The following is a 22920-nucleotide window of genomic DNA, read 5'->3' as shown; positions in this document are numbered from 1 at the left end:
GTCCCGAGAAAAATACGCCTCTCATCGCCGTCACAAACTGGCTCAGCCAGCGAGTTGCTGTCGCCAGTCTTCCAGTTGGTCGGTCGTCACGCCCTGGACCTGCTCTGCGACCTCGTCGGGATCTACCGTTCCAAGATCGTCGGGGCTTTCGACGCCGACCTCCGCCAGTTTCTCGGCGGTCTTCTCGCCGATGCCGCTGATGTCTTCGAGGTCGTCGATAGCCTGCTGGGCCTGGTACTCTTGGTAGTTGCAGACCGGACAGCCGAGTTCCCACGGGTCGTCGCCGTCGTGAACGTGCAGTTCCGGCAGGTCGTGCTCCTCGCAGTATGCATCTGTGACCTCGATATCGCCCCGGCGCGGCAGTGGCAGGGAGTACTCGCAGTCGGGATAGCGCGTGCAGCCGACCAATCGCGAACCGGATCGGAGCTGTTTGATCGCCAGTTCGCCACCCGCTTCGACGGCTTCGCCGTCTCCGTCTCGTTGCTCCTGCGGAGCAACGCCCTCCCCGCACTCCGGACAGGCCCCAATAACTCGATCCTCGCTCTCGTCGGCCTCGGCGGCCGCACACCGCGGGCAGCCGTGGACGAAGGTATCCCGGCCGGCGAGCATCTTCACGTGGTGCATCTGGTGGTCGTCGCAGGTTTCCTCCAGCACGAGGGGTTCGCCGGTGCTCGGAAGCGGTAGCGTGAACCGACACTCGGGGAAGCCGTCACAGCCGACGAAGTACGACCCCTGTCGGCTCTGCCGGACGAGCAGGTCGCTGCCGCACTCCGGACACGGACCGAGTCGGCGGTCTGCCTTCAGCGATTCCTGCAGGTGTTCACCGATCTCTTCGCGGGATTCGTGCAGTTCCTCGAAGACGGCTTCGAGCATCTCTCGGGAGGAGTCAGTCACGTCGTCGAGCGTGGCTTCGCCCTCGGCGATGGCGCTCATGTCGGACTCCAGTTCGGCGGTCATCTCCTCGCTGACGACCATCTCGGCGAACTCCTCGGCGGCGTTGACCACCGCTTCCGCCAGCGCAGTCGGCCGCGGTGGATCGTCTTCTAGATAGCCGCGGTCGTACAGTTTCTCGACGGCGTGGTGGCGAGTCGACTTCGTCCCGATGCCCATCTCCTCCATCTTCTGGATGAGTCGGGACTGGCCGTACCGCCGCGGTGGCTGTGTCTCCTTCTCGTCGAGGCGCACGTCGGTGATTGCCAGCGTCTCGCCTTCCTCCACGTCGGGGACGTGATTCTCGCTAGTGCTGCTGTAGGGATAGACGGCGTGATACCCCTCCTCGATGAGGCGTTTGCCGTTGGCTTTCAGCCGCAGATCCGCAACGCCAGCGACGACGCGGAGGTGTTCCCACGTCGCGGCCTCGGCGACAGTCGCAAAAAAGCGTCGGACGATCAGTTCGTAAATCTCCCACTCGTCTTCGCTGAGGTCGCTACGGGCTGGTAGCTCGCCAGTCGGGTGAATCGGTGGGTGATCGGTCGTTTCCTCGTCGCCGCGGGTCGGCTCGATTTCGTCGGCGGCCAGCAACTGCTCGGCATCCTCACCGAAGTGCGGACTCCCAGTAAAGTCGTCGAGCAGTTCGTCGGGCTCCAGATCCTCGGGGTAGACGGTGTTGTCCGTCCGTGGGTAGGTCGTGTAGCCGTCGGTATAGAGCTCTTCGGCGATAGACATCGCTCGCTGGGCAGAGTAGCCCAGCGACCCGGCGGCGCTGATGAAGGCGGTCGTGTTGAACGGCTCCGGCGGATTATCGGTCCGGGTGCGGCGGTTGACCGATTCGACGGCGACGGAGTCGGAATCTTGGAGCGTCTCGTGGACCGTGTCGGCGTCAGATTCCGACCAGACGCGCTCGGCTTCGGTGCCGTCGTCGTCCTCGTAGAAGTACTGGGCCTCGAACTCTGACCCATTTTTCGCGAGATCGGCGAATAGCTCCCAGTAGGTCTCGGGATCGAAGGCCTGAATCTCGCGCTCGCGGTCGACGATCAGTTTCAGCGTCGGCGACTGAACCCGACCTACCGAGATGAAATCGTCGCCGAGCTGTCGCGCGGATAGCGAGAGAAACCGCGTGAGTGCGGCCCCCCAGATGAGATCGATAATCTGTCTGGCCTCGCCCGCGGCCGCCAGATCGAAATCCAGATCGTCGGGGTTGGCGAAGGCCTCCTTGACCTCGTTGTCGGTAATCGAGGAAAAGCGGACGCGTTCGATAGGGCCGTCGATTCTGTCCTCGACCAGTTCGTACGCTTCCTTGCCGATGAGTTCTCCTTCCCGATCGTAGTCGGTGGCGATCACGGCCTCGTCAGCCTGATTGGCGAGCGCTTCGAGCGTCGTGACGATGTTCTCCTGGGTCGGTTCCGTGACGATATCGGCGTCGATCAGTTCGACCGGTTGAACGTCCCGCCAGTTGGCGTACTCTTCGGGGAAATCCAGTCCGACCACGTGGCCCGAGAGGCCGACGACGCGTTTGTCGCCCCAGCGGTAGACGTTGACGCCGTTGTGTCGCTCCGCGTCCGCGGAGCCGTCGCTCAGTATCTCCGCGATTCGCCGCGCCGCGTTGTCCTTCTCTGTTATGATTAGCTTCACTCCGAGAATCACCCGCTGTGGCTCAGTAGGGCGGGATGCAGTCTAAAACCTTTCGTACCCCACAGTTTTGATCGGGGGCTGGCCGGGATATTCCGCCGACTGTGGTTTCTCTCCTCGCGACAGTCGACCCCTCGTCGATAACTGGCTCTCACCCGCTGACACCTGGTCCTGCCTCATATGCGCGGGGTGCTGGACACGCGTAGCTTCGTTTTTGATAATCTGTAAAAACTATTATTTGCATGCCTCAACTTTTGTAGAGTGATTTCACGATGACTGGAGGGGGTCGATCACTATGACTGAACAGAGTGTCACTGACGGTACGGAATCGGCTGCCAAGCGGGGGATCTTCGAGGTGATTCTGTACACGGTCGGCGTGGTACCGATGGCAATCGAGCCGTATCTGCCGGGGATGCTCAGGAAGAACTTCGGTGCGCGCATCTTCCTGCTGGCTTTCCTTTCGATTGTCGTCGGTCCAGTCGTCGCAACACTGCTGTTTACGGACGTGCTCGTCGCTTCGCTGTTCATCGCGACAGTCGTTGCACTCAGTGGCTTTCTCGGCTACTGTGAGATGTATCGCTCACTCCGGGATATCAACACGAATATTCGCAAAGTCGACGACGGGCAGTACGACATCTCCTTCGGTGTCGACCGCTCCGACGAAATCGGTGAGATCTACACGGCACTCGAGGAAACGGCGCGTTCACTCGGCGAGACGGTCCAGCGCGCCGAACAACAGCGACAGGCCGCCGAAGAGGCCCGGAAAGAGGCTGAAAAGGCCGAACAGACCGCACAAGAACAGCGCGAGGAGGCCGAGCAACTGAGTACCCATCTCGAACAGAAGGCTGCGGCGTTCAGCGAAACGATCGAACGAGCGGCCGACGGGGATCTCACCCAGCGGATGGACCCCGACAGCCAGAACGAAGTGATGGCTGAGATCGCCCGCTCGTTCAACACGATGCTCAACGAGTTCGAGGAAACGATTCGTGAGTTGCAATCCTTTGCCGAGGAGGTCGGCGAGGCCAGCGAACAGGCGAGTACGAGCGCTGGCGAAGTCGAACGAGCGAGCAACGAAGTCAGCGACTCGGTCCAACAGATCGCGGCCGATGCGAGCGAACAGCAGGACGAACTCGACACCGTCTCCAGCGAGATGACCCAACTCTCCGCGACGATCGAGGAGGCGGCCTCTTCGGCCGAGACCGTCGCGGAGACAGCACAGGAGACCGCCGAAATAACCGGCGACGGCGAACAGACCGCACAGGAAGCTATCGAGGAGATCGAGGCGGTCGAAGAGACGATCACCGAGACCCTCGACAACGTCGGGACGCTCGAAGACCTGATGGACGAAATCGATGACATCGTCGAACTCATCGGCGAGATTGCCGAGCAGACGAACATGCTCGCGCTCAACGCGAACATCGAGGCCGCACGCGCGGGCGGCGGTGACGGCTCCGGTGACGGGTTCGCGGTCGTCGCCGACGAAGTCAAACAGTTGGCCGAAGAGACTCGCCAGTCCGCCGACGACGTGGCGACACTCATCGACGATGTGCAGACCACGACGAACCAGACTGTCGGAGAAATTCGGCGAGCAGATGGGCGGATCGACGATGCAACTGATTCGGTCGAGGCGGCGGTCGAGGCGTTCGGGACGGTTCGCACGAAGGTCGAAAAGACCAACGACGGGATTCAGGAGATCAGTGATGCGGTCGACCAGCAGGCCACTACCGCCACCGAGGTCGTGTCGATGGTCGACACCGTCGCGGAGTTGAGCCGGTCGACTGCCGAGGAATCGGAGACTGTCTCCGCTGCCGCACAGCAACAGACGGCCTCCGTCTCGGAGATCAGTGCGAACGTTCACACGCTTTCGGAACGCGCCGACTTGCTCCGGTCACTGCTCGCGGAGTTCGAGACGCAGGGATCGACGACGGCCACCTCACCCGCACAACCGTCCTAACCCGGGACCCCTTTTATTCCGCGCTGTGACGTACTCCCAGTATGACCACGTGGGACGAACGCTTCGAGAACGGCGAGTACCCGACTAACCCCGACCCATCTCCGGTGCTCCGTGCGTATCTCCCGGACATCCCTGACGGTCGTGCGCTCGACCTCGCGACGGGAACGGGCCGAAATGCCGTCTTTCTCGCGGACGAGGGGTACACCGTCGACGCCATCGACCAGTCGCGTGCTGGACTTCGTATCACCCGAGAGAACGCCGCGGATCGCGGTGTCGAAGATCGGATCCAGCCGATCCAGGCCGATATTCCGACCTACGAGTTTCCGACCGACCGGTACGACCTCATCACGATCAGTTTCTACCGAGCAGTCGACCGCTTTCCCGACATCAAGGAAGCACTCACGGAGGGTGGCTATCTCTTCGTCGAACACCACCTGCGCTCGACTGAGTCGACACCGTCCGGTCCGAGTAGCGACCGCTACCGCTTCGGCGCGAACGAACTGCTGAACGGCTGTCTGGATCTGACCGTGCTCCACTACGACGCGACGACCGAAGAGCGACCGGAGGACAAACGCCGGGCCAGCGCCCGGATTCTCGCCAGAAGCTCGTCGGGGCAGCGCCAGTCGTATCCGCGCCGCCACGATCCCTCGAACTGATCCACTGGGTCAGTCACACTGTGCGACGAACCGAAGCCGCCGGTAATCGGCGGCCCACGTCTCTGTCTCGGGATCGAACAGCGATGCTCGGAGTCGATCCTCGACGGCTTCGATCACGTCCGCCTGCTCGTCAGTATCCAGCGCGGCGAAGATGCTGTCGCCGAACATATCGAGCCAGTTCGCGAGGCCGTCGCGGCCGTCGTCGAGTTCCGTCGGGCGGTCGAACAGCACGGCTCGAGTCACCTCGAAGCCGTGGGACTCTATTCGACTGGTATACTCGCCGAGCGCGGGGAAGTACCACGGATGCGTCGACTCGTAGCCGCGGGCTTGCACCTCTTCGATTGCGGCCGTCGCGATCTGTTCGACGTTTCCGTTGCCGCCCATCTCGGCGACGAACCGACCAGCCGGGGTGAGTGCGTTGTGCACCCGTTCGAGGACAGTATCGTGGTCCTCGTCGGGAATCCAGTGCAGTGCCGCGTTCGAGAAGACAGCGTCGAACTCCTCGTCTGTGGTGAACTCACGGGCGTCGGCGTTACGATACTCCAGATCCGGGTAGTTCGATCGAGCCTGTTCGGTCATCTCCGCCGCGGCATCGATTCCGACGACTTCCGCCCCGTAGTCTGCGATTTCGGCGGTCAGGTGACCCGTGCCACAGCCGAGATCCAGCACGCGTTCGCCGGGCTGTGGATCGAGTAACTCGACGACATCGCCGCCGTACTCGTAGACGAAATCGTGGCCGTCGTCGTAGTCGTCGGCCGCCCAATCCTGATCTGCCATCTCAGTTATTGAGTTCCTCCCGTCGGTCGCTCACGGTGCTATTCCTCCAGTGCTTCCCGCAGTCGTCCGTTCACATCGCCCGGATCCGCACTTCCGCCGGTCTCGCTGCCACCTTTTTCAGCATCGCCTTTCCTCGCGGCCAGAGGCCGCTGCGGGAAGGCTCCTTGAAAAACGTGGGCGAAAAATGCCGTTCGCTCCCGTCGGTCGCTCACGGTGCTATTCCTCCAGTGCTTCCCGCAGTCGTCCGTTCACATCGCCCGGATCCGCACTTCCGCCGGTCTTCTGCATGACCTGCCCGACGAGGAAGTTGATCGCGCCACCCTCGCCGCTGTGGTAATCCTCGACTGCGTCGGGGTTTTCCTCGATGGCCTCCTCGACGGCCGCCTGCACCTCGTCGCCGCTGGTCTTGCCGAGACCCTCCGCTTCGACGACGGTATCGGGATCCTCCCCGTCGTCGAGCATCGATCGCAGGACCGTCTCGCGGGCGTTCTTGGTAGTGATCTCCTCCTCGTCGACGAGTTCGATCAGTCGTTCGACTTCGTCGAAGCGGTCCTCGATGTCGGTGATCGCCATGTCGCGGTAGTTCAGTTCACCGAGTAGTTCGTCGGCGACCCACGTCGCGGCCAGGTCGGGGTCGAACGCCTCTGCGATGTTCTCGTAGAAGTCCGCGACCTGCTTGGTGCTGGTGAGTTTGTCCGCGGCCTCCTCGCTCAGATCGTACTCCGACTGGAACCGCTCGCGTCGGGCGTCGGGGAGTTCGGGAATCTCGATTTTCTCCTTCCAATCTGAGACCTGCAGTGGCGGGATGTCCGCTTCGCTGAAGTAGCGGTAATCCTTCTCTTCCTCTTTCGAGCGCATGGAGACGGTAATCCCGCGGGACTCGTCCCAGTGGCGGGTCTCCTGCTCGACCTCGCGACCGCGCTTGACGGCGTTTTTCTGTCGCTGTGCCTCGTAGGCCAGGGCCTTCTCCGCACCCTTGTGACTGGAGATGTTCTTGACCTCGGTGCGGTTGGCCGCTTCGAGCACGTCGTCGTCTATGTTGCCGCCGTCGTCGACCTCCTCGCTGTCGACGACCGAGAGGTTCGCGTCGATCCGGAGGCTGCCGTCACGCTCCGCGTCGAAGACGCCGAGATATTCGAGTACTTCCTCCAACTTGGCGAGGAAGGCCCGGACTTCCTCGGCCCCGCGGAAGTCAGGCTTGGTGACGATTTCCATCAGCGGCGTGCCAGCGCGGTTGTAGTCGACGAGGGTGTACTCCGCCGTGTCGATCGAACCGCCTTGATGGGCGAGACTGCCCGGGTCCTCTTCGAGGTGAGCGCGCTCGATGCCGATGGTTCGGCGCTCGCCTTCGACAGTGCAGTCGAGTTCGCCCTCCTGGCAGATGGGGGAGTCGTACTGGGTGATCTGGAAGTTCTTCGGCAGATCCGGGTAGTAGTAGTTCTTCCGGTGAAACTCGGTCGTCTCGGGAATCTCCGCGTCGATGGCCTTGCCGACTTTGACGGCCGCTTCGACAGCACCCTCGTTGAGAACGGGGAGCGCGCCGGGCAAGCCGAGACAGACCGGACAGGTCCGGGTGTTCGGCTCGTCGGTCGGCTCGGTCGAACAGCCGCAGAAAATCTTCGTGTCGGTTTCGAGCTGGACGTGGACCTCCAGCCCGATCACCACCGCAAGATCGCTCTGTTCCTGTACTTGCGCCATTATCCGCGATTCGGCGTCCGGTGGCTAAAGGCTTCTGGGACTGGTAGCTCGGTGCGGAGTCGTCGCCGTGCAACTTTTTTGTCGATATCTTTCAGCCGGCACCGTCCGACCGACTTATCTACGGTCGCGTGAACAGGAGCTCCTCAGTCGGACTCCTCGATCGCTGCTTCGAGTTTCTGCATCTGTTCTTCCTGCTGGGAGTCACTCAGCGGGACGTAGCCGATGGTTCCGGCGACGAGTTCTTCGTTGGTTGTCTGTTCGATGACGTACCGGGCGAACTCCGCGATGTAGTCTTCAGCCAGCGAGTCGAGCGATAGATAGGTGTATAGCGACCGCGAAAGGGGCTGGTACTCGCCTCTCTGTGCGCTCTCCAGCGACGGTTTCACACAGCCGTCGCCGTTGTCGATGCCGACTGCCTTCAGTCCATCTGGATTCTGGTAGTAGTATGCGAACCCGAAGTAGCCGATGGCGTACTCGTTGCTCTTAACGGCCTGTGCGATCTTGTTGTCCCGTTCGGTGGCCGTGTACTCGTCGGTGTGGCCCTCTTCTTCGTCTTGGATGTTCTCGATCAGGTAGTCGTAGGTTCCGGAGGTCTCGGCCGCACCGTACCGCTGGATTTCCTCGTTGGGGAACTCGTCACGGACCTCGTCCCAGGTGCTGGCCCCGTCAGCTTTCCAGATCTGTGCGAGTTCGTCCACCGTCAGACAGTCGACGAAGCTATCCTCGCCGACGACGATCGTCAACGCATCGGTCGCGAGCGTGAGTTCGATATACTCGATGTCGTTTTCCGAACAGAGATCCTCCTCTTCGGGCTGGATCGCGCGGCTCGCGTTGTTGAAGTCGACGTTACCGACACAGAAGAAATTGGAGAAGCCACCACCGGTGCCGGTCCGATTGACGCTTGGCTGCACGCCGGAGTTTTCCTGCCGGTATTTCTCGGAGATAGCGCTCATCAGCGGGAACACAGTGCTCGATCCCGCAATCTGGATCTCCCCAGAGTCCTTTTGCTCATCACTCTCGCTGTCATCCTCGTCATCGTTTCCACCATCGGTGTCGGTCTCGTTACCATCGTTTTCCGGGGTACTGTTTTCACTATCTGCATTGTCGTCTTCTACACAGCCTGCCAACGACAGCGCAGTTACGCTGCCCGCTGTGGTTACGAACGATCGGCGTGATAGACCAATCGAGGGATCGAACATCTGTTACTCTTAGTGCAATAAAACAAGTAGCTACATATATAAATTCATATTTATTTTTGGCAAATAATACGACCTTCCCGATCCAGTCGGTGCCGAGTACAGCGGAGCCGTACACAAAGCTTCGCCAACCACTCACAATCCTATCGTTTGACATACCAATGTCTGACGTACGCTTATGTGAACGGAGTGGAACTCTGGAGATATGTGCGGCAACAGAGTCGAAGAGCTCGAATCGCGCGTGCAGGAACTGGAAGCCTCGGTTGAAGGACTGACCGACGAACTCGTCGAGTGCAAAGTTCGCATTCGGGAACTGGAAAATGCCGTCGACGAGGATCTCGGGTTCGGCGGTACCGACGCCGACGAGACGGCCGATGTCGAGACATCAGAACCGTCGGTCGGGACGGAAACGATCAACGGCGACACCGGCGACCTACTCGCGGGCGAGGAATCTCCAGCGGAAACGGAGGCCGAAGCAACTAAAACCGAGGGGGACAACAGCGAGAACAACACGGACGAATCCGACAGCGATATCATCGTCGCCTGAGGATTCGCTCCGCCCCAGCCTATGCACATCAAAGAGCTCGTCCTTGACAATTTCAAGAGTTTCGGCCGGAAGACCCGAATCCCGTTTTACCAGGACTTCACGACGGTCACCGGCCCCAACGGCTCGGGGAAATCCAACGTCATCGACTCCATTCTCTTCGCGCTCGGACTCGCCCGCACGTCGGGCATCCGCGCGGAGAAACTCACAGACCTGATCTACAACCCCGGTCACCAGGAGGGCGGCTCCTTCGAGGGCGAACGGGAGGCGAGCGTCGAGGTCATCCTCGACAACACAGACCGCACCCTCGAACGCTCACAGATCGTGAACGCCGCCGGCACGGACGATGTCGGCGATATCGACGAAGTGAGCGTCAAACGCCGGGTCAAAGAAACTGAGGAGAACTACTACTCCTACTACTACATCAACGGCCGCTCGGTCAACCTCTCGGACATTCAGGACCTGCTCGCGCAGGCGGGCATCACGCCCGAGGGGTACAACGTCGTCATGCAGGGCGACGTGACCGAGATCATCAACATGACGCCCGGCGCGCGCCGGAAGATCATCGACGAAATCGCGGGCGTCGCCGAGTTCGACGCAAAGAAAGAAGATGCTTTCGAGGAACTGGAGGTCGTCGAGGAACGCATCGAGGAAGCGCAGTTGCGAATCGACGAGAAAACCGACCGCCTCGACCAACTCGAAGACGAGCGCGACACGGCGCTGCAGTACCAAAATCTCCGCGAGGAGAAAGAAACATACGAAGGCTATCGCCGCGCCGCCGAACTCGAAGACAAACGCGAGCAGCGAGCCAGCGTCGAGGGTAAGATCGACGACCGCGAAGAGACACTGGCCGACCGCCAGTCGACCCTCGACGAACGGCAAGGCGAGGTGATGCGTCTCGACGAGGAACTCGATGATCTCAACGCGGAAATCGAGCGCAAGGGAGAAGACGAACAACTGGAGATCAAACGCGAAATCGAAGAGATCAAAGGCGACATCTCCCGCCTGCAGGACAAGATCGACAGCGCCGAGGAGCGCGTCGAGGACGCCGAAAACGAGCGCCGACAGGCTTTCGTCAAGATCGACCGCAAACAGGAGACCATCGACGACCTCGAAAGCGACATTCGGGAACTCAAGGTGTCGAAATCCTCGATTGCAGCCGATATTCAGGACAAAGAGACAACACTCGAATCCGTCGAGGCCGAAATCGACGAGATCGGCGAGGAGTTCGAGGAGGTCAAAGATCGCCTCCAGACGAAAAAGGAGCAACTGGAAGAGGCAAAATCGGAGAAGAACGACCTCCAGCGCGAGCAGGACCGCCTGCTCGACGAGGCGCGTCGACGCTCGAAAGAACAAGAGGAACTCGAAGCCGAAATCGAGGAGGCCGAGGCGACGATTCCCGAGATCGAGGCCGAGATCGAAGACCTCGAAGTCGAACTCGACAAGGCCGAACAGAACCAGGAGACTATCGCCGAAGTCGTCGATGACCTCCGCGCCGAAAAGCGGGAACTGCAGGAGCAACTCGACGACATCGAGGACGACCTCAACGCGGCCCAGCAGGAGTACGCCGAACTCGAAGCCAAGGCCGACCAGTCCGGCGATAGCTCCTACGGTCGCGCGGTGACGACGATCATCAACGGCGGCATCGAGGGCGTCCACGGGCCAGTCGCACAACTCGGCAGTGTGTCGGGGCGATATGCAACGGCGTGTGAGACGGCCGCCGGTGGCCGCCTCGCGAACGTCGTCGTCGACGATGATCAGGTCGGCCAGCGCTGTATCGAGTACCTCAAATCCCGAAACGCCGGCCGAGCGACCTTCCTGCCGATCACCGACATGCAGAACCGCTCGCTGTCCTCGCCACCGGATCACGAGGGCGTGATCGACTTCGCGTACAACCTCGTCGACTTCGATCCGGAGTACGCCGGAGTCTTTTCGTACGTGCTTGGCGACACGCTCGTCGTCGAGGACATCGAGACGGCCCGCGAACTGATGGGCAACTACCGAATCGTCACCCTCGACGGCGATCTGGTGGAGAAATCCGGCGCGATGACCGGTGGCTCGAAGAGCGGATCTCGATATTCCTTCGAGGGAAGCGATGGAAAACTGGAACGCGTCGCGGCGAAGATCAACGATCTGGAAGACCAGCGTCAGGAGACTCGCGAGGAGATCCGCGATGTCGAAAGTCGACTCGAAGATGCTCGCGACCGCGAGGGCGAGGCCAACGAGCAGGTTCGAGAGATCGCCTCAGAGATCGAAAAACGCGAGAGCGAGATCGAGGAGACCGAGGCCAGGATCGACCGGATGGAGACGGAACTGGCCGACATCGAGATCGAACGAGAGGACGTTTCCGACCGGATGGATGAACTCGAAACCGAAATCGGAGAGCAAAACGAGTCTATTGCGGAGATCGAGGAGATGATCGACGACCTCGAAGCGGAAGTCGAGGACTCGAAACTCCCCGAACTCACCGCGGAGGCCGAGTCGATCCGTGAGGATATTGACGATCTCCAGCGACGACAGGACGAACTCGACGCCGAACTGAACGAACTCACCCTCGAAAAGGAGTACGCCGAGGACGCTATCGAGGATCTGCACGACGACATCGAGGCCGCCCAGCAGCGCAAGGAGACGGCCGAAGATCAGATCGAGGAGTTCGAGGAAGCTATCGAGGAGAAGGAAGCAGAACTCGACGAGAAAGAGGAAGAAGTTGCGGAACTCGAAGAGGAACTCGCCGAACTGAAAGGCGAGCGCGAAGAGTTGCGCGAGCAGTTGAGCGAGGCGAAACAGGAGCGCGACGAGGCACAGAAAGCGGTCGATTCCGTAGAGGACGACCTCGCCGAACTACGCGACGAGGAGGAACGACTCACGTGGGAAATCGACGAACTCGAAGCGAAAGTCGGCGAGTACGATCCCGAGGAGATTCCCGACCACGAGACGGTCGAGGCCGAGATCAAGAGGCTAGAGGGCGAGATGGAGGCGCTCGAACCCGTGAACATGCTCGCCATCGAGGAGTACGACCGCGTCAGCGAGGAACTGGACGAGTTGCAGGACAAACGCGAGACGCTGGTCGAGGAGGCCGAGGGGATTCGCGACCGGATCCAGACCTACGAGAATCGAAAGAAGGAGACGTTCATGGATTCCTTCGAGGCAATCGACGAGCAGTTCCAGGACATCTTCGAGCGCCTCTCCGACGGCACGGGTCGCCTCCACCTCGAAAACGAGGAGGACCCATTCGACGGTGGTCTGACGATGAAAGCCCAGCCCGGCGACAAGCCGATCCAGCGGCTCAACGCGATGAGCGGCGGCGAGAAGTCACTGACCGCGCTGGCCTTTATTTTCGCCATCCAGCGACACAACCCAGCGCCGTTCTACGCGCTGGACGAGGTCGATGCGTTCCTCGACGCCGCCAACGCCGAACTGGTCGGCGAGATGGTCGACGAACTCGCCGGCGAGGCGCAATTCGTCGTCGTCTCCCATCGCTCGGCGATGCTGGATCGCTCCGAGCGGGCTATCGGCGTGACGATGCAGGACGACAACATCTCCGCAGTGACGGGAATCGACCTCTCCGGCGATCCGGAGGTGACCGCCGATGACTGACGCCGCCAGAAGACACATTGCGGGGGAGTCAGAATGCCCGGCAACGACCCCGGAGCAGTCCCCCATGCGAGGTGAACGTCGATGACAGACGAGGAGATTCCGCTCGATATTACCGGACACGACGACCGTGAACGTCCCGACAAGAGTACAGACGACCATCCGGGAGCGATGGAGAATGGCACCGGACCCGACGAGTCAGTCGAGCAAAATTCCGACTCCGAAGCGGACGGGGAAGACGAGGAAATAGAACCGGTCGAAGTCCTCGTCCAGTTAGCGAAAGACGATGAAATCGATCCGTGGGACATCGATATCGTCGAGGTGACCGACAAGTTCCTCGACCGACTCGACGAGGCTGATCTCCGCACCTCGGGGCGGGCGCTCTTTTACGCGAGCGTGCTCCTGCGGATGAAAAGCGACGCCATGCTCGAAGATGACGACGACGAACCCGAACAGGAGCCGTGGGAGCAGGCGATGGCTCCAGAAGACGGCTTCGAGGACCCCGATCCCTTCGCCACCTTGGAAGACGAAATCGACCGCCGACTCGAACGCAAGCGCGCCCGCGGGACGCCACAGACACTGGACGAACTCGTCAGGGACCTCCGCGAGGCCGAACGGGATCGCTGGTGGAAAGACTCCCGCGAGTACGACACCAGTGACTCGCCACAACAGCACCAGCAGGGCACGCAGGAACTGGACTATCGCTCGGGCGATCAGTTCCGGATGGACGACGAACCCACCGAGGAGGAAGTCACGGGCAAGACCCACGGCGAGGATATCGACGAGATCATCGACAACGTCCACGGTGCGGTCCGCGAGCAGTACGATCAGGGCCGGACCGAGGTACTCTTCCGTGAGGTCGAATCCGCTGGCGGGTCGCGGGTCACCACCTACCTGGGGCTGCTCTTTCTGTCCCACCGCGGCCAGGTGCGCCTCCAACAGGACGACCTCTTCGGCGATCTCTGGGTGCAGGACCCGAACGCGGTGACCGGGTCGGGCGAAGTGGCCGCGGACTGATCGGCGCAGATCCGATCAGTTCCCAACCATAGTTGCTTTGAGTCTCCCGTGCGTATCACTAGCCAATGACAGCGACTGCGGACGTAACCCGGCGGCAGGCCTGGCTGATGGCGGCCCGGCCACAGACGCTGCCGGCGGGTGGGGCCCCGGTCGTCATCGGTGTGGCGCTGGCTGGCGCCGATGGCGTGTTCGCGCCGCTGCCGGCAGTCGCGGCACTGGTCGGCGCGCTTCTCATCCAGATCGGGACCAACTTCGCCAACGACTACTACGATGCCGTCAACGGCGCCGATACTGACGACCGCGAGGGCTTCACTCGCGTGACTGCCGGCGGACTGATCGACCCGCCGGAGGTCAAACGGGCGATGATCGGAACCTACCTCCTCGCCGTCGTCGTCGGCTTCTATCTCGTCTACATCGGCGGCGTTCCGATTCTCGTCGTCGGTCTGTCGAGCATCGTCGCCGGCCTGCTGTACACCGGCGGCCCGTACCCCTACGGCTACTACGGCCTCGGCGACCTGTTCGTTTTCGTCTACTTCGGACTCGTCGCCGTCACGGGGACGTACTACGTGCAGGCAATCACGACGTTGGGCGTCGACCCGTTCGTGACGACGATTCCCGCGGGGACCGTCACCGCCGCATCCGTCCTCGCCGGTATCGCGGCCGGCGCGCTCTCGACGTGCATCCTAGTCGTCAACAACATCCGCGACCGGGAGACGGACGCCGAGGCCGGCAAGCGAACGCTCGCTGTATTACTCGGTTACCGGCTCTCACGCGTCGAGTTCTGCGGCCTACTCGCGACGGCCTACACGGTCCCGGTCGTCCTCTGGGTGTGGCTTTCGTACCACCCGGCAGTCTTGCTCCCACTGCTTTCGCTCCCGCTGGCGGCGTCGGTCGCCAGCGTCGTCCTGACCGAGCGAGACGGCGACGCGTTGAATCCGGCGCTCGAACAGACCGGCCAACTGCTCGCCGTGTTCGCCCTGCTGTTCGGGGTGGGACTGGTCGCACCGGTGGTGATCTGAGATGCTAGAGATTCAGCAGTTCAGCGTTCGGCTGGATTCGCCGCTGGAGACGGCCCGGGGGACGATCGACGCGAGAGACGGCTTTCTCGTGCGAATCGAGACCGACGGGCTGAATGGCCTCGGCGAGGCGACGCCGCTGGTCGGCTGGACGGAATCGTACGAGGAATGCCGGGACGGACTGGCGCGGGCCCGGCGTGTCGCCGACGAACTCGATTGGGGGATCGCACTGGGCAAACTCGAAGCGCCTGCGGCCAGACACAGCCTCTCGCTCGCACTCGCAGAGGGACGGGCGAAAATCCAGGACCAGCCACTCTACCGTTCACTCGGCAAGTCTGCGGACCGAACGGTCGAGTCGGTGCCGGTCAACGCCACCCTCGGTGCGGACGAACCGACGGCGCTGGCAAACAGAGCGCGCGCGGCGGTCGACGACGGCTATCCTGCGGTCAAGATCAAGGTCGGAACCAACGGCATCGAGGACGATATCGAACGGATTCGCGCTGTTCGAAACGCCGTCGGTGACGATGTCGAACTGCGCGTCGATGCCAACGGTGCGTGGACCTTCGATCAGGCCTCCGAGGCAATCGAGGCGCTGGCAGCTCTCGGCGTGGCGTACGTCGAACAGCCCTTACCCACTGCGGAGTTGAGTTCGCACGCGAGCCTCCGCGGCAGCGGCGTCGATATCGCACTCGACGAGTCGCTCGCCACACACAGCGTCTCGGACATCATCTCGGCCAACGCGGCGGACGTGATCGTGCTCAAACCGATGGTGCTGGGCGGTCCTGATCGGGCCGTCGAAGCCGCCCGGGACTGCCGTGAGGCGGATATCGACCCGATCATCTCGACGACAATCGATGCCGTCGTCGCCCGGGCCGGAGCGGTCCACGTCGCCGCATCGATTCCGGACGTTCGCGCCTGCGGATTGGCGACAGGTGAACGACTCGCGACTGACCTCGCCCGTGATCCCGCTCCGGTGAGAAACGGCCGGATTACCGTCCCGCAGGAGCCGGGACTCGGGATCGAAAACCCCCCAATCTGAGATGTTCGGCGGGGATCTCCTCCGGACGCGTGCGGCGTCGACTCCCGACAGACCTGCCCTCTCCCTCACCGAAACTGGCGAGGAGTGGAGCTACCGCGAACTCGACCGCGCTGTCGAGGAGATGGCCGGTTCACTTGGCGCAGTCCAGAGTGACGAGGGCAATCCGCGGATCGCAGTTGCCCTCCCGACGGGTTTTTCCTTCGTGTGTGCAGCCCATGCTGCGCTGCGTTCGGGATCCCAACTCGTCCCGCTCAACACCCGGCTGTCACCGACCGAACTCGCTGCCCGACTCGACCGGCTGGATCCGGAGGTCGTTCTCTGCGCCAGCCAAACTGAGCAGCTACTCGCCGAAACGGACGATCTGCGGGAAGACAGTCGAACTACCGAGTATTTCACCGTCGACGACCCGTCGACTGCACTCACCCGACGGCTCCCTGCATCGGAGACGGCAGTCGAACCGGATGCTCTCAGTCCCGACGAGACGGCACTGATTCTGTTCACATCGGGGACGACCGGCGAACCCAAGGGCGTCCAGTTGACGGTCGGGAACCTGACTGCGAGCGCAATCGCCTCAGCGGTTCGGCTCGGCGTCACGCCGTCGGATCGGTGGCTCTGCTGTCTGCCGATGTACCACATGGGTGGGCTCGCCCCTGTCTTCCGCTCGGCGCTGTACGGGACGGAACTGGTCGTTCAATCGGAGTTCGACCCCGAGGAGACCGCCGAGATTATCGACTCCGCGGGAATTACTGGCGTCTCGCTGGTCCCGACGCAACTGTCGCGGCTGCTCGATGTCGGTCTCTCTGTTCCTGCGCTGCGGACTGTCCTGCTCGGCGGTGCACCCGCCCCCGAGTCGCTCTTGGAGCGTGCCGCCGACGCGGAAATTCCGGTCTGTCCGACCTACGGACTGACGGAGACGGCTTCACAGGTGGCGACAGCCCGTCCGTCCGAGCACCGCGAACATCCGGGTACTGTCGGCCAGCCACTGTACGGCACTCGCGTCTCGCTCGTCGATCAAGACGGGAACCAAGTTGGTCCGGACGAACGCGGCGAAGTCGTCGTCGACGGCCTGACGGTCACGCCGGGCTATCTCGACGCCGACCGCACCGACAAAGCGTTTTCCGAGTTGGGCTTGCACACAGGCGATCTCGGCAGGCGCGACGAGGACGGCCGCCTCTGGATTCTCGGCCGGATGGACGATACGATCATCACCGGCGGTGAACTGGTCGCACCCGCAACTGTCGCAGACGTGATCCGGGAACTTCCCGAAATCGCGGATGTTGCCGTCGTGGGAATCGAAGACGAGGAGTGGGGCGAACGGATCGCGGCCGTGCTTGTCCCCGAAACGGGAGATATGGATGCGGCGGCGCTGAAAGACAGCGTCGAGACGCACTGCCGCGAGCAGCTTGCAGGCTACAAGATTCCCAGACAGATGGCCGTCGTCGACTCGCTGCCGCGGACCCAGTCGGGAACGGTCGAGCGGGAGCGAGTCCGAGAGATTTTGACCGGTTCCGTCTAGCTGTCGACTTCGCCGATGGCCCGTTCGCGGAGTTGGCCGGTCATCTGGACGCCGTGGTGGTCCGTCCGGCGAATGACCCGCTTGGCCTGCGTCGCGGGGAAGTACTTGCTGTCGACAGCGGCGCGGGTGGTTACACCGAAGGTTCCCGTAACGGTTGCGCCGAGTCCGTCGGCGACGGCGCGCAGTCGTCTATCGTCGGAGACGAGCGCAGCGGACTCGTCGCGGTCTCGCGCGGCGAGCAGACACGCAACCAGCAGCACGTCGCTCGTCTCCGTCGACTCCGTTAGCAACTGCTCGGCGTCGTCGAGATACGCCCCAACGTCTGGCTCCGTTTCGATCTCGGTTTCGTCCAGAAATCTCGCGAGATTCGTCGCTGCCGGCTCGACGGTAATTTCGTCGATCACTGCCTGCGGAATCACGAGTTCGCCGTCGAACACGGCCAGCAGTTCTAGCTCGCCGATCTGTCCGAGGTCGTACAGCGGCGTCGCGTCGACGTAAATCGCCATCTCACAGCTCACCCGCTCGCTCGGCGTCGAAACTCAGATCGGTCTCGTCGAGTTGGGTTGTCAACCCTCGATTCTGCGCCAGTTCGAGCCACTCGGCGATCGAGACACCCGCCAGCCCAGCGGCCTCGTTGATCGACACGTCGCCGCTCTGGTACCGTTCGACGGCGTGGCGAGTCCGGAGGGTTTCGACGCCCTCACGCATCGCCTGACGCATCGTCGTACTCCGGTCCTGTTCGAGCAGTTCGGCGACTTCGTCGAGTTCTGCCTTCTCCTCTTCTGGAATCCGAACGCTTACCGTTGGCATGTATACACTGCACTGCAACGCAAACACACATAAACTGTCGGGGTAGGAGACAACTACTCGACAGCTCTCTCAATCCGACGCCTGAGACAATCACCGTTAAGCCACTGGCCTGCCGAAGACTCCCCATGACGAACGTGGCACAGGCCTTCGTGCCGGGGCATATTACCGGCTTTTTCACGAGCAATCCAGATCCGGACCCGACGAAAGCGGGTTCTCGCGGCGGCGGAATCGCGCTTACAGAGGGGGTGACGGTCACGGCCCGGCCGGCCGAGGATCCGCAGGTGGTTCTCAACGGCGACCCCATCGAGATGGAGGCAGTCGAGCGCGTGCTCCGTGCGCTCGAAGCGCCCGCCGAGATCAGAGGGGTCACTGACCTCCCGCTCGGCTCGGGCTTTGGCGTTTCCGGCGGGATGGCGCTGGGCGCGACACTTGCGGTCAACGAGGCTTTCGACCGCCGACTTTCCGTGAACGAACTCGTCACTGTCGCCCACGGCGCGGAGGTACAGGCCGGGACGGGACTCGGAGACGTGGTCGCACAGGCGCGCGGCGGCGTTCCGATCAGACTCGAACCCGGCGGGCCCCAGGACAACAAACTCGACGAAATCTCCGCGCGCGGCCGGATCGAGTACCACGTGATTGGCGAACTCGAAACTGCGGATGTGTTGAGTGGTGAGACGGAGGCGCTGACCGAGGCTGGCAAACAGGCGCTGTCGACGGTCGTCGGCGAGCCAACGATGGAGACCTTTATGGAGGCCTCGCGACGGTTCTCGCGTGAGTCGGAGCTTCTGACCGAGTCTGTTCGTGACGTGATCGATGACGTGATCGACGCAGACGGCACCGCGGCGATGGCGATGCTCGGCCAGACGGTGTTCGCGCTCGATCACGGTCTCTCCGATGCGGGCTACGACCCCGGCGTGACGGCGATTCACCCCGGCGGCGCGACGCTCGAACCCGCGCCGGAACTGTGAAATCGATGCGTTTTCGAGGCAGAGCCCGGAACTGAGCGTATGAGCGAGATCGAAATCCCGGAGAGCCACCCGCGATACGAGTCGCTTTTGACCCGACACCGGATCGAGGAGGGCGTCGAGAAGGGGATCACGAGCCAGCAGGGACTGATCGCACAGGGCCGTGGCGAGGCGTTCGATTATCTGCTCGGCGAGGAGACGATTCCCAGCGCAGACGACGCGGAACGCGTCGCGGCGGCGCAGTTGCTCGCGGCAGAGCACGCCGTGCTCTCGGTCAACGGCAACGTCGCGGCACTGGTGCCGGGCGAAATCGTCGACCTCGCCGAAGCGACCGGCGCGGACATCGAGGTCAATCTCTTCAACCGAACGGCGGAGCGAATGGACCGGATCGCCGACCACCTCCGCGATCACGGCGCAACTGCTGTCAAGGGGCTCGAAGCCGACGGTCGGATTCCGGGGTTGGACCACGAGCGGGCGAAAGTCGACGCCGACGGGATCGGCGACGCTGATGTCGTGCTCGTCCCACTGGAAGACGGCGACCGCGCCGAAGCGCTGGCCGAGATGGGGAAAACCGAGATCGTTATCGACCTCAATCCGCTCTCGCGGTCGGCGCAGTCGGCGGCCGTGCCGATCATCGACAACATCATCCGCGCGGTGCCGAACATGACCGAGCACGCTCGTGATCTTCGAGATCACAGCGCTGCAGAGCTGGAGGCGATTATTGACGGATTCGATGCTGAGGAGGCACTCGCTGCTGCCGAGCAGGCGATCAGAGACGGCGATCTCGACAAGTGAGTGAGCGGCCCGGCGAGATTTTTTTGTCCGGCTGGTAAGCGGAGAATTTACACTGGGTGATCCACATATAGGTGGTATGAGTCTAAAGGTCGACGTGCGGAAACTGGAGATCTTCAACAAGGTCTCCAAGGAGGGGTCCCGGCAGGTCGCCGACAGTCTGAGCCAGATGTCGGGGATGGACGCCGAGATTGAGGTCGCGAAAATCAACGTTCTCCACATGGACGATGTCAAAACCCACCTGGGGGAGGAGAAAGCGGTCGGTATCTACGTGGAACTGACCGAACCGCCGTACGGATACGTGCTCTTCTTGCTCGATCCCGCAGATAGCAAACAACTGGCCCAGTCGATGATCCCCGGCGATTCGACTGCGGAAAGCGGGTTCAGCGACATGGAGCGGTCGGCGATCCAGGAGATCGGCAACATCATGACCTCCGGCTACATCGACGGCTGGGCGAACGTCCTCGATACAACGATCAACATGGGTACGCCGACCTTCAGCTACGGGCCGAGCCACAAGATCATCGAACAAATGGGCGGCTGGCCCGACGAGGAGATCGTCTTCGTGCTCGACTCACAGATCACCACTGCCGAAGCCGACGTCGACCTTACCGTCTACACCTTTCCGCAGGTCCGCGATCTCGTCGAACTCGTGCAGGCGATCGATGTCGATACCAACGTGCAAGAAGATGTCGTGGCCGACGAGAGCTTCATGGACTAACCCTCGATTCGCTCGCGGAGATCCAGCAGCCGCGCCGTCGCTTCTGTCGCCGTCTCGCCGAAAACGTACGTGATCGGTTCGATCCCGAACGCACCCTCGTGATAGATGACCCGCGGGACCGAACCGCGGTCTGCGAAGGACTCCCGGAGTCGCTGCTGTCGATTCTCGTAGGACGCGTCGAAGTCCATCGGCTCGTAGCCCGCCTCTCGTGCGGCATCGAGCAACGGATCATTGGTCGCGACGTTGATCGCTCCGCGGAGATCGGACTCGACGGACATCGCCGCGAGAATCGTCGACGCGACCTGCTTCGAGGCTCCGAACTCGGGATCTGCCGGGACGAGCACACGCGAGCCGACCGTCTGTAGTCGCCCCGGGACCGCCGCCACGTCCGTCTCGTCGCTGGCCTCGGGGATTGCCGTCCCAACGTTCGTGCCGACGTTGGGGATGACCGCCGCAATTCCCGGCGTATTCGCGAGCCGTCGAGCACTCCGCCGGACCGCCGCCAGCGCTGACCGCTCTTGTTCGACTGTATCGTCGGTCCCGCGCACGCAGAGATCACAGCCCAGTCCGGCCAGCGCGGGCATCTCCTCCTCGTGGACGGCACAGATCGGACCGCGGTCCTCGAACTCCCTGATGACTGCCAGCAACTCCCCGAGCGCTTCGTAACTGTCCATCGACCCCGTTGCAAGCCCCGTGGCAATCGTCTTGACCGTCGACTGGAGGCGCTGGTCGTCGGCGAAGCGTTGCTCGACGGTGACATCTCCCCGAACGTACTGGCTAACTGCTGCCTGACTGACGCCCAGTTCGTCGGCGATTTCCTGCTGTGTCAACCCCTGCTCGTCCAGTTCCGCCGCAAGCATGGCCCGGACCGTCGGCAAAAAGCGCTCCACGATGATCTCGCTCGGGAGATGCAACGACATACCCCCTGGTTCGGCAGATAGTGGCATAAATTCCCGGACTGTACCAGCCGATTATACAGCCCAATGATAGCGAAAGTGATAACACCACGGGGTACTAACACCCGGTGGTATGAGTCAAGACAGCTACGAACAGTTTAGCGATGTCGGCGAGGCAGACGTGACACGTGCGATTGGACAGGAGTGGACAGAGGAGTTCATGGATTTCTCGGATTCGGACGTCATCATCGTCGGCGGGGGGCCGTCGGGCCTGATGGCCGCGAAGGAACTCGCAGAGCGCGGTGTGAAGGTGATGGTCGTCGAGAAGAACAACTACCTCGGTGGTGGCTTCTGGCTCGGTGGATTCCTGATGAACAAGGTCACCGTCCGAGAGCCGGCCGAACAGGTCCTCGAAGAACTCGACGTTTCGTACAAACAATCCCAGGACAGCGAGGGACTGTACGTCGCCAACGGGCCGGAGGCCTGTTCCGGTCTCATCAAGGCTGCGTGTGACGCCGGCGCGAAGATTCAGAACATGACGGAGTTCACCGACATCGTGATCCGCGAGGACCACCGCGTCGGCGGCATCGTGATGAACTGGACGCCGGTCCACGCGCTCCCACGCGAAATAACCTGCGTCGACCCGATCGCCGTCGAGGGTGATCTGGTCATCGACGCGACGGGCCACGACGCCGTCGCGGTCACGAAACTCCACGAACGCGGCGTGCTCGACGCGCCCGGTATCGGCCACGCTGACGAACACAACACCGGCATGGACAACACCGATTCCGACCAGTACGGAGCGCCCGGCCACGACTCGCCCGGCCACGACTCGATGTGGGTCGGTGAGAGCGAAGACGCCGTCGTCGAGCACACTGGCCTCGCTCACGATGGGCTAATCGTCACCGGAATGGCGACGGCGACGACCTACGGGCTTCCGCGGATGGGTCCGACCTTCGGTGCCATGCTCGTCTCCGGAAAACGTGCCGCACAGGCCGCACTCGACGAACTCGATGTCGACGCGCCGGATGTCGACGTGACGACGCGCGCCGAACCGGCCGACGACTGAAGCCACACGGCCGCTCATTCTCAGTCCAGTAAGAACCGTTCCTACGGGGGAAGAACGAGACGGCTACTTAACCCTTTTGGCGGATAATCAAC

Annotated in this window: 20 protein-coding genes; 12 read left to right on the top strand and 8 right to left on the bottom strand. The window is 62.2% G+C overall.

The features are described 5' to 3' along the window. Nucleotides 1-42 precede the first annotated feature (42 nt). The gene (locus V8P86_RS16820; RefSeq protein WP_336328450.1) at nt 43-2571 is read right to left on the bottom strand and encodes a DNA topoisomerase I; all 2529 of its coding nucleotides are present in this window, start codon (nt 2569-2571) and stop codon (nt 43-45) included. 292 nt (nt 2572-2863) lie between these two features. Between V8P86_RS16820 and V8P86_RS16815 the strand changes: the two genes are divergently transcribed. Together V8P86_RS16815 and V8P86_RS16810 are read left to right on the top strand one after the other, a co-directional pair. Continuing rightward, a complete protein-coding gene (locus V8P86_RS16815; protein WP_336328449.1) occupies nt 2864-4522 on the top strand; it encodes a methyl-accepting chemotaxis protein in 1659 nt (552 codons plus the stop codon). A gap of 41 nt (nt 4523-4563) precedes the next feature. Next, the gene (locus tag V8P86_RS16810) at nt 4564-5178 is read left to right on the top strand and encodes a class I SAM-dependent methyltransferase (RefSeq protein WP_336328448.1); all 615 of its coding nucleotides are present in this window, start codon (nt 4564-4566) and stop codon (nt 5176-5178) included. Nucleotides 5179-5187: 9 nt separating this feature from the next. On the opposite strand, the gene V8P86_RS16805 is transcribed toward V8P86_RS16810, so the two are convergent. The 4 genes from V8P86_RS16805 to V8P86_RS16790 all read right to left on the bottom strand — a co-directional run bounded on the left by V8P86_RS16805 (nt 5188) and on the right by V8P86_RS16790 (nt 8852). Further along, complete coding sequence (locus tag V8P86_RS16805; RefSeq protein ID WP_336328447.1) at nt 5188-5955, bottom strand: class I SAM-dependent methyltransferase; 768 nt, start codon at nt 5953-5955, stop codon at nt 5188-5190. A gap of 38 nt (nt 5956-5993) precedes the next feature. Continuing rightward, nucleotides 5994-6167, bottom strand: a complete 174-nt coding sequence (locus tag V8P86_RS16800) for a hypothetical protein (RefSeq protein WP_336328446.1) — start codon at nt 6165-6167, stop codon at nt 5994-5996. 4 nt (nt 6168-6171) lie between these two features. After that, nucleotides 6172-7653 (bottom strand): Asp-tRNA(Asn)/Glu-tRNA(Gln) amidotransferase subunit GatB, encoded by a 1482-nt coding sequence (gatB, locus tag V8P86_RS16795; RefSeq protein ID WP_336328445.1) that lies wholly within the window; start codon nt 7651-7653, stop codon nt 6172-6174. Nucleotides 7654-7796: 143 nt separating this feature from the next. Then, a complete protein-coding gene (locus V8P86_RS16790; RefSeq protein WP_336328444.1) occupies nt 7797-8852 on the bottom strand; it encodes a PstS family phosphate ABC transporter substrate-binding protein in 1056 nt (351 codons plus the stop codon). Nucleotides 8853-9054: 202 nt separating this feature from the next. Here V8P86_RS16790 and V8P86_RS16785 point away from each other — a divergent pair, with 202 nt between their 5' ends. The 6 genes from V8P86_RS16785 to menE all read left to right on the top strand — a co-directional run bounded on the left by V8P86_RS16785 (nt 9055) and on the right by menE (nt 17575). After that, complete coding sequence (locus tag V8P86_RS16785; RefSeq protein WP_336328443.1) at nt 9055-9396, top strand: DUF7518 family protein; 342 nt, start codon at nt 9055-9057, stop codon at nt 9394-9396. Between the two features lie 21 nt (nt 9397-9417). Beyond that, complete coding sequence (gene smc / locus V8P86_RS16780) at nt 9418-12990, top strand: chromosome segregation protein SMC (protein WP_336328442.1); 3573 nt, start codon at nt 9418-9420, stop codon at nt 12988-12990. 81 nt (nt 12991-13071) lie between these two features. Further along, on the top strand, nt 13072-14004 hold the full coding sequence (locus V8P86_RS16775) for a segregation/condensation protein A (protein ID WP_336328441.1): 933 nt from the start codon (nt 13072-13074) through the stop codon (nt 14002-14004). Between the two features lie 65 nt (nt 14005-14069). Beyond that, complete coding sequence (locus tag V8P86_RS16770; RefSeq protein WP_336328440.1) at nt 14070-15023, top strand: 1,4-dihydroxy-2-naphthoate polyprenyltransferase; 954 nt, start codon at nt 14070-14072, stop codon at nt 15021-15023. Nucleotide 15024: 1 nt separating this feature from the next. Then, nucleotides 15025-16059 (top strand): o-succinylbenzoate synthase, encoded by a 1035-nt coding sequence (gene menC, locus V8P86_RS16765; protein WP_336328439.1) that lies wholly within the window; start codon nt 15025-15027, stop codon nt 16057-16059. A 1-nt stretch (nt 16060) separates the two neighbouring features. Beyond that, complete coding sequence (gene menE / locus V8P86_RS16760; RefSeq protein ID WP_336328438.1) at nt 16061-17575, top strand: o-succinylbenzoate--CoA ligase; 1515 nt, start codon at nt 16061-16063, stop codon at nt 17573-17575. Here menE and V8P86_RS16755 read toward each other — a convergent pair. Together V8P86_RS16755 and V8P86_RS16750 are read right to left on the bottom strand one after the other, a co-directional pair. Next, nucleotides 17572-18081, bottom strand: coding sequence for a PIN domain-containing protein (locus V8P86_RS16755; protein WP_336328437.1), 510 nt, complete (start codon nt 18079-18081; stop codon nt 17572-17574). The two genes, menE and V8P86_RS16755, sit on opposite strands and share 4 nt — an antisense overlap. 1 nt (nt 18082) lies before the next feature. Next, on the bottom strand, nt 18083-18385 hold the full coding sequence (locus V8P86_RS16750; RefSeq protein WP_336328436.1) for a UPF0175 family protein: 303 nt from the start codon (nt 18383-18385) through the stop codon (nt 18083-18085). A gap of 125 nt (nt 18386-18510) precedes the next feature. On the opposite strand from V8P86_RS16750, the gene V8P86_RS16745 reads away from it, so the two are divergent. The 3 genes from V8P86_RS16745 (at nt 18511) to V8P86_RS16735 (ending at nt 20863) form a co-directional block, all read left to right on the top strand. Beyond that, nucleotides 18511-19353, top strand: a complete 843-nt coding sequence (locus tag V8P86_RS16745; protein ID WP_336328435.1) for a pantoate kinase — start codon at nt 18511-18513, stop codon at nt 19351-19353. A 39-nt stretch (nt 19354-19392) separates the two neighbouring features. Further along, complete coding sequence (locus V8P86_RS16740; RefSeq protein ID WP_336328434.1) at nt 19393-20145, top strand: 4-phosphopantoate--beta-alanine ligase; 753 nt, start codon at nt 19393-19395, stop codon at nt 20143-20145. A 76-nt stretch (nt 20146-20221) separates the two neighbouring features. Continuing rightward, entirely contained in the window at nt 20222-20863 is a 642-nt protein-coding gene (locus V8P86_RS16735; RefSeq protein ID WP_336328433.1) for a chemotaxis protein CheC, read from the top strand. Here the strand turns inward: V8P86_RS16735 and V8P86_RS16730 are convergent. After that, nucleotides 20860-21783, bottom strand: a complete 924-nt coding sequence (locus V8P86_RS16730) for a thiamine-phosphate synthase family protein (protein WP_336328432.1) — start codon at nt 21781-21783, stop codon at nt 20860-20862. The genes V8P86_RS16735 and V8P86_RS16730 overlap by 4 nt on opposite strands. Before the next feature lie 109 nt (nt 21784-21892). Here V8P86_RS16730 and V8P86_RS16725 point away from each other — a divergent pair, with 109 nt between their 5' ends. Continuing rightward, nucleotides 21893-22828, top strand: a complete 936-nt coding sequence (locus tag V8P86_RS16725) for a sulfide-dependent adenosine diphosphate thiazole synthase (protein ID WP_336328431.1) — start codon at nt 21893-21895, stop codon at nt 22826-22828. Nucleotides 22829-22920: the final 92 nt, after the last annotated feature.

This window comes from Halovenus anhuiensis, from assembly GCF_037080055.1.
Taxonomy (GTDB): domain Archaea; phylum Halobacteriota; class Halobacteria; order Halobacteriales; family Haloarculaceae; genus Halovenus.
Note: the sequence above shows the minus strand (reverse complement) of the source record. Positions and strands in the feature narration are given on the sequence as shown.

Bases quoted from the DNA above. Each gene is read 5' to 3' on its own strand.
- V8P86_RS16770 (WP_336328440.1), top strand. From the start codon at position 14,070: ATGACAGCGACTGCGGACGTAACCCGGCGGCAGGCCTGGCTGATGGCG.
- V8P86_RS16745 (WP_336328435.1), top strand. From the start codon at position 18,511: ATGACGAACGTGGCACAGGCCTTCGTGCCGGGGCATATTACCGGCTTT.
- V8P86_RS16755 (WP_336328437.1), bottom strand. From the start codon at position 18,081: ATGGCGATTTACGTCGACGCGACGCCGCTGTACGACCTCGGACAGATC.
- V8P86_RS16750 (WP_336328436.1), bottom strand. From the start codon at position 18,385: ATGCCAACGGTAAGCGTTCGGATTCCAGAAGAGGAGAAGGCAGAACTC.
- V8P86_RS16740 (WP_336328434.1), top strand. From the start codon at position 19,393: ATGAGCGAGATCGAAATCCCGGAGAGCCACCCGCGATACGAGTCGCTT.
- V8P86_RS16775 (WP_336328441.1), top strand. From the start codon at position 13,072: ATGACAGACGAGGAGATTCCGCTCGATATTACCGGACACGACGACCGT.
- gatB (WP_336328445.1), bottom strand. From the start codon at position 7,653: ATGGCGCAAGTACAGGAACAGAGCGATCTTGCGGTGGTGATCGGGCTG.
- menE (WP_336328438.1), top strand. From the start codon at position 16,061: ATGTTCGGCGGGGATCTCCTCCGGACGCGTGCGGCGTCGACTCCCGAC.
- V8P86_RS16785 (WP_336328443.1), top strand. From the start codon at position 9,055: ATGTGCGGCAACAGAGTCGAAGAGCTCGAATCGCGCGTGCAGGAACTG.
- V8P86_RS16790 (WP_336328444.1), bottom strand. From the start codon at position 8,852: ATGTTCGATCCCTCGATTGGTCTATCACGCCGATCGTTCGTAACCACA.
- menC (WP_336328439.1), top strand. From the start codon at position 15,025: ATGCTAGAGATTCAGCAGTTCAGCGTTCGGCTGGATTCGCCGCTGGAG.
- V8P86_RS16810 (WP_336328448.1), top strand. From the start codon at position 4,564: ATGACCACGTGGGACGAACGCTTCGAGAACGGCGAGTACCCGACTAAC.
- V8P86_RS16805 (WP_336328447.1), bottom strand. From the start codon at position 5,955: ATGGCAGATCAGGATTGGGCGGCCGACGACTACGACGACGGCCACGAT.
- V8P86_RS16725 (WP_336328431.1), top strand. From the start codon at position 21,893: ATGAGTCAAGACAGCTACGAACAGTTTAGCGATGTCGGCGAGGCAGAC.
- V8P86_RS16730 (WP_336328432.1), bottom strand. From the start codon at position 21,783: ATGTCGTTGCATCTCCCGAGCGAGATCATCGTGGAGCGCTTTTTGCCG.
- smc (WP_336328442.1), top strand. From the start codon at position 9,418: ATGCACATCAAAGAGCTCGTCCTTGACAATTTCAAGAGTTTCGGCCGG.
- V8P86_RS16815 (WP_336328449.1), top strand. From the start codon at position 2,864: ATGACTGAACAGAGTGTCACTGACGGTACGGAATCGGCTGCCAAGCGG.
- V8P86_RS16735 (WP_336328433.1), top strand. From the start codon at position 20,222: ATGAGTCTAAAGGTCGACGTGCGGAAACTGGAGATCTTCAACAAGGTC.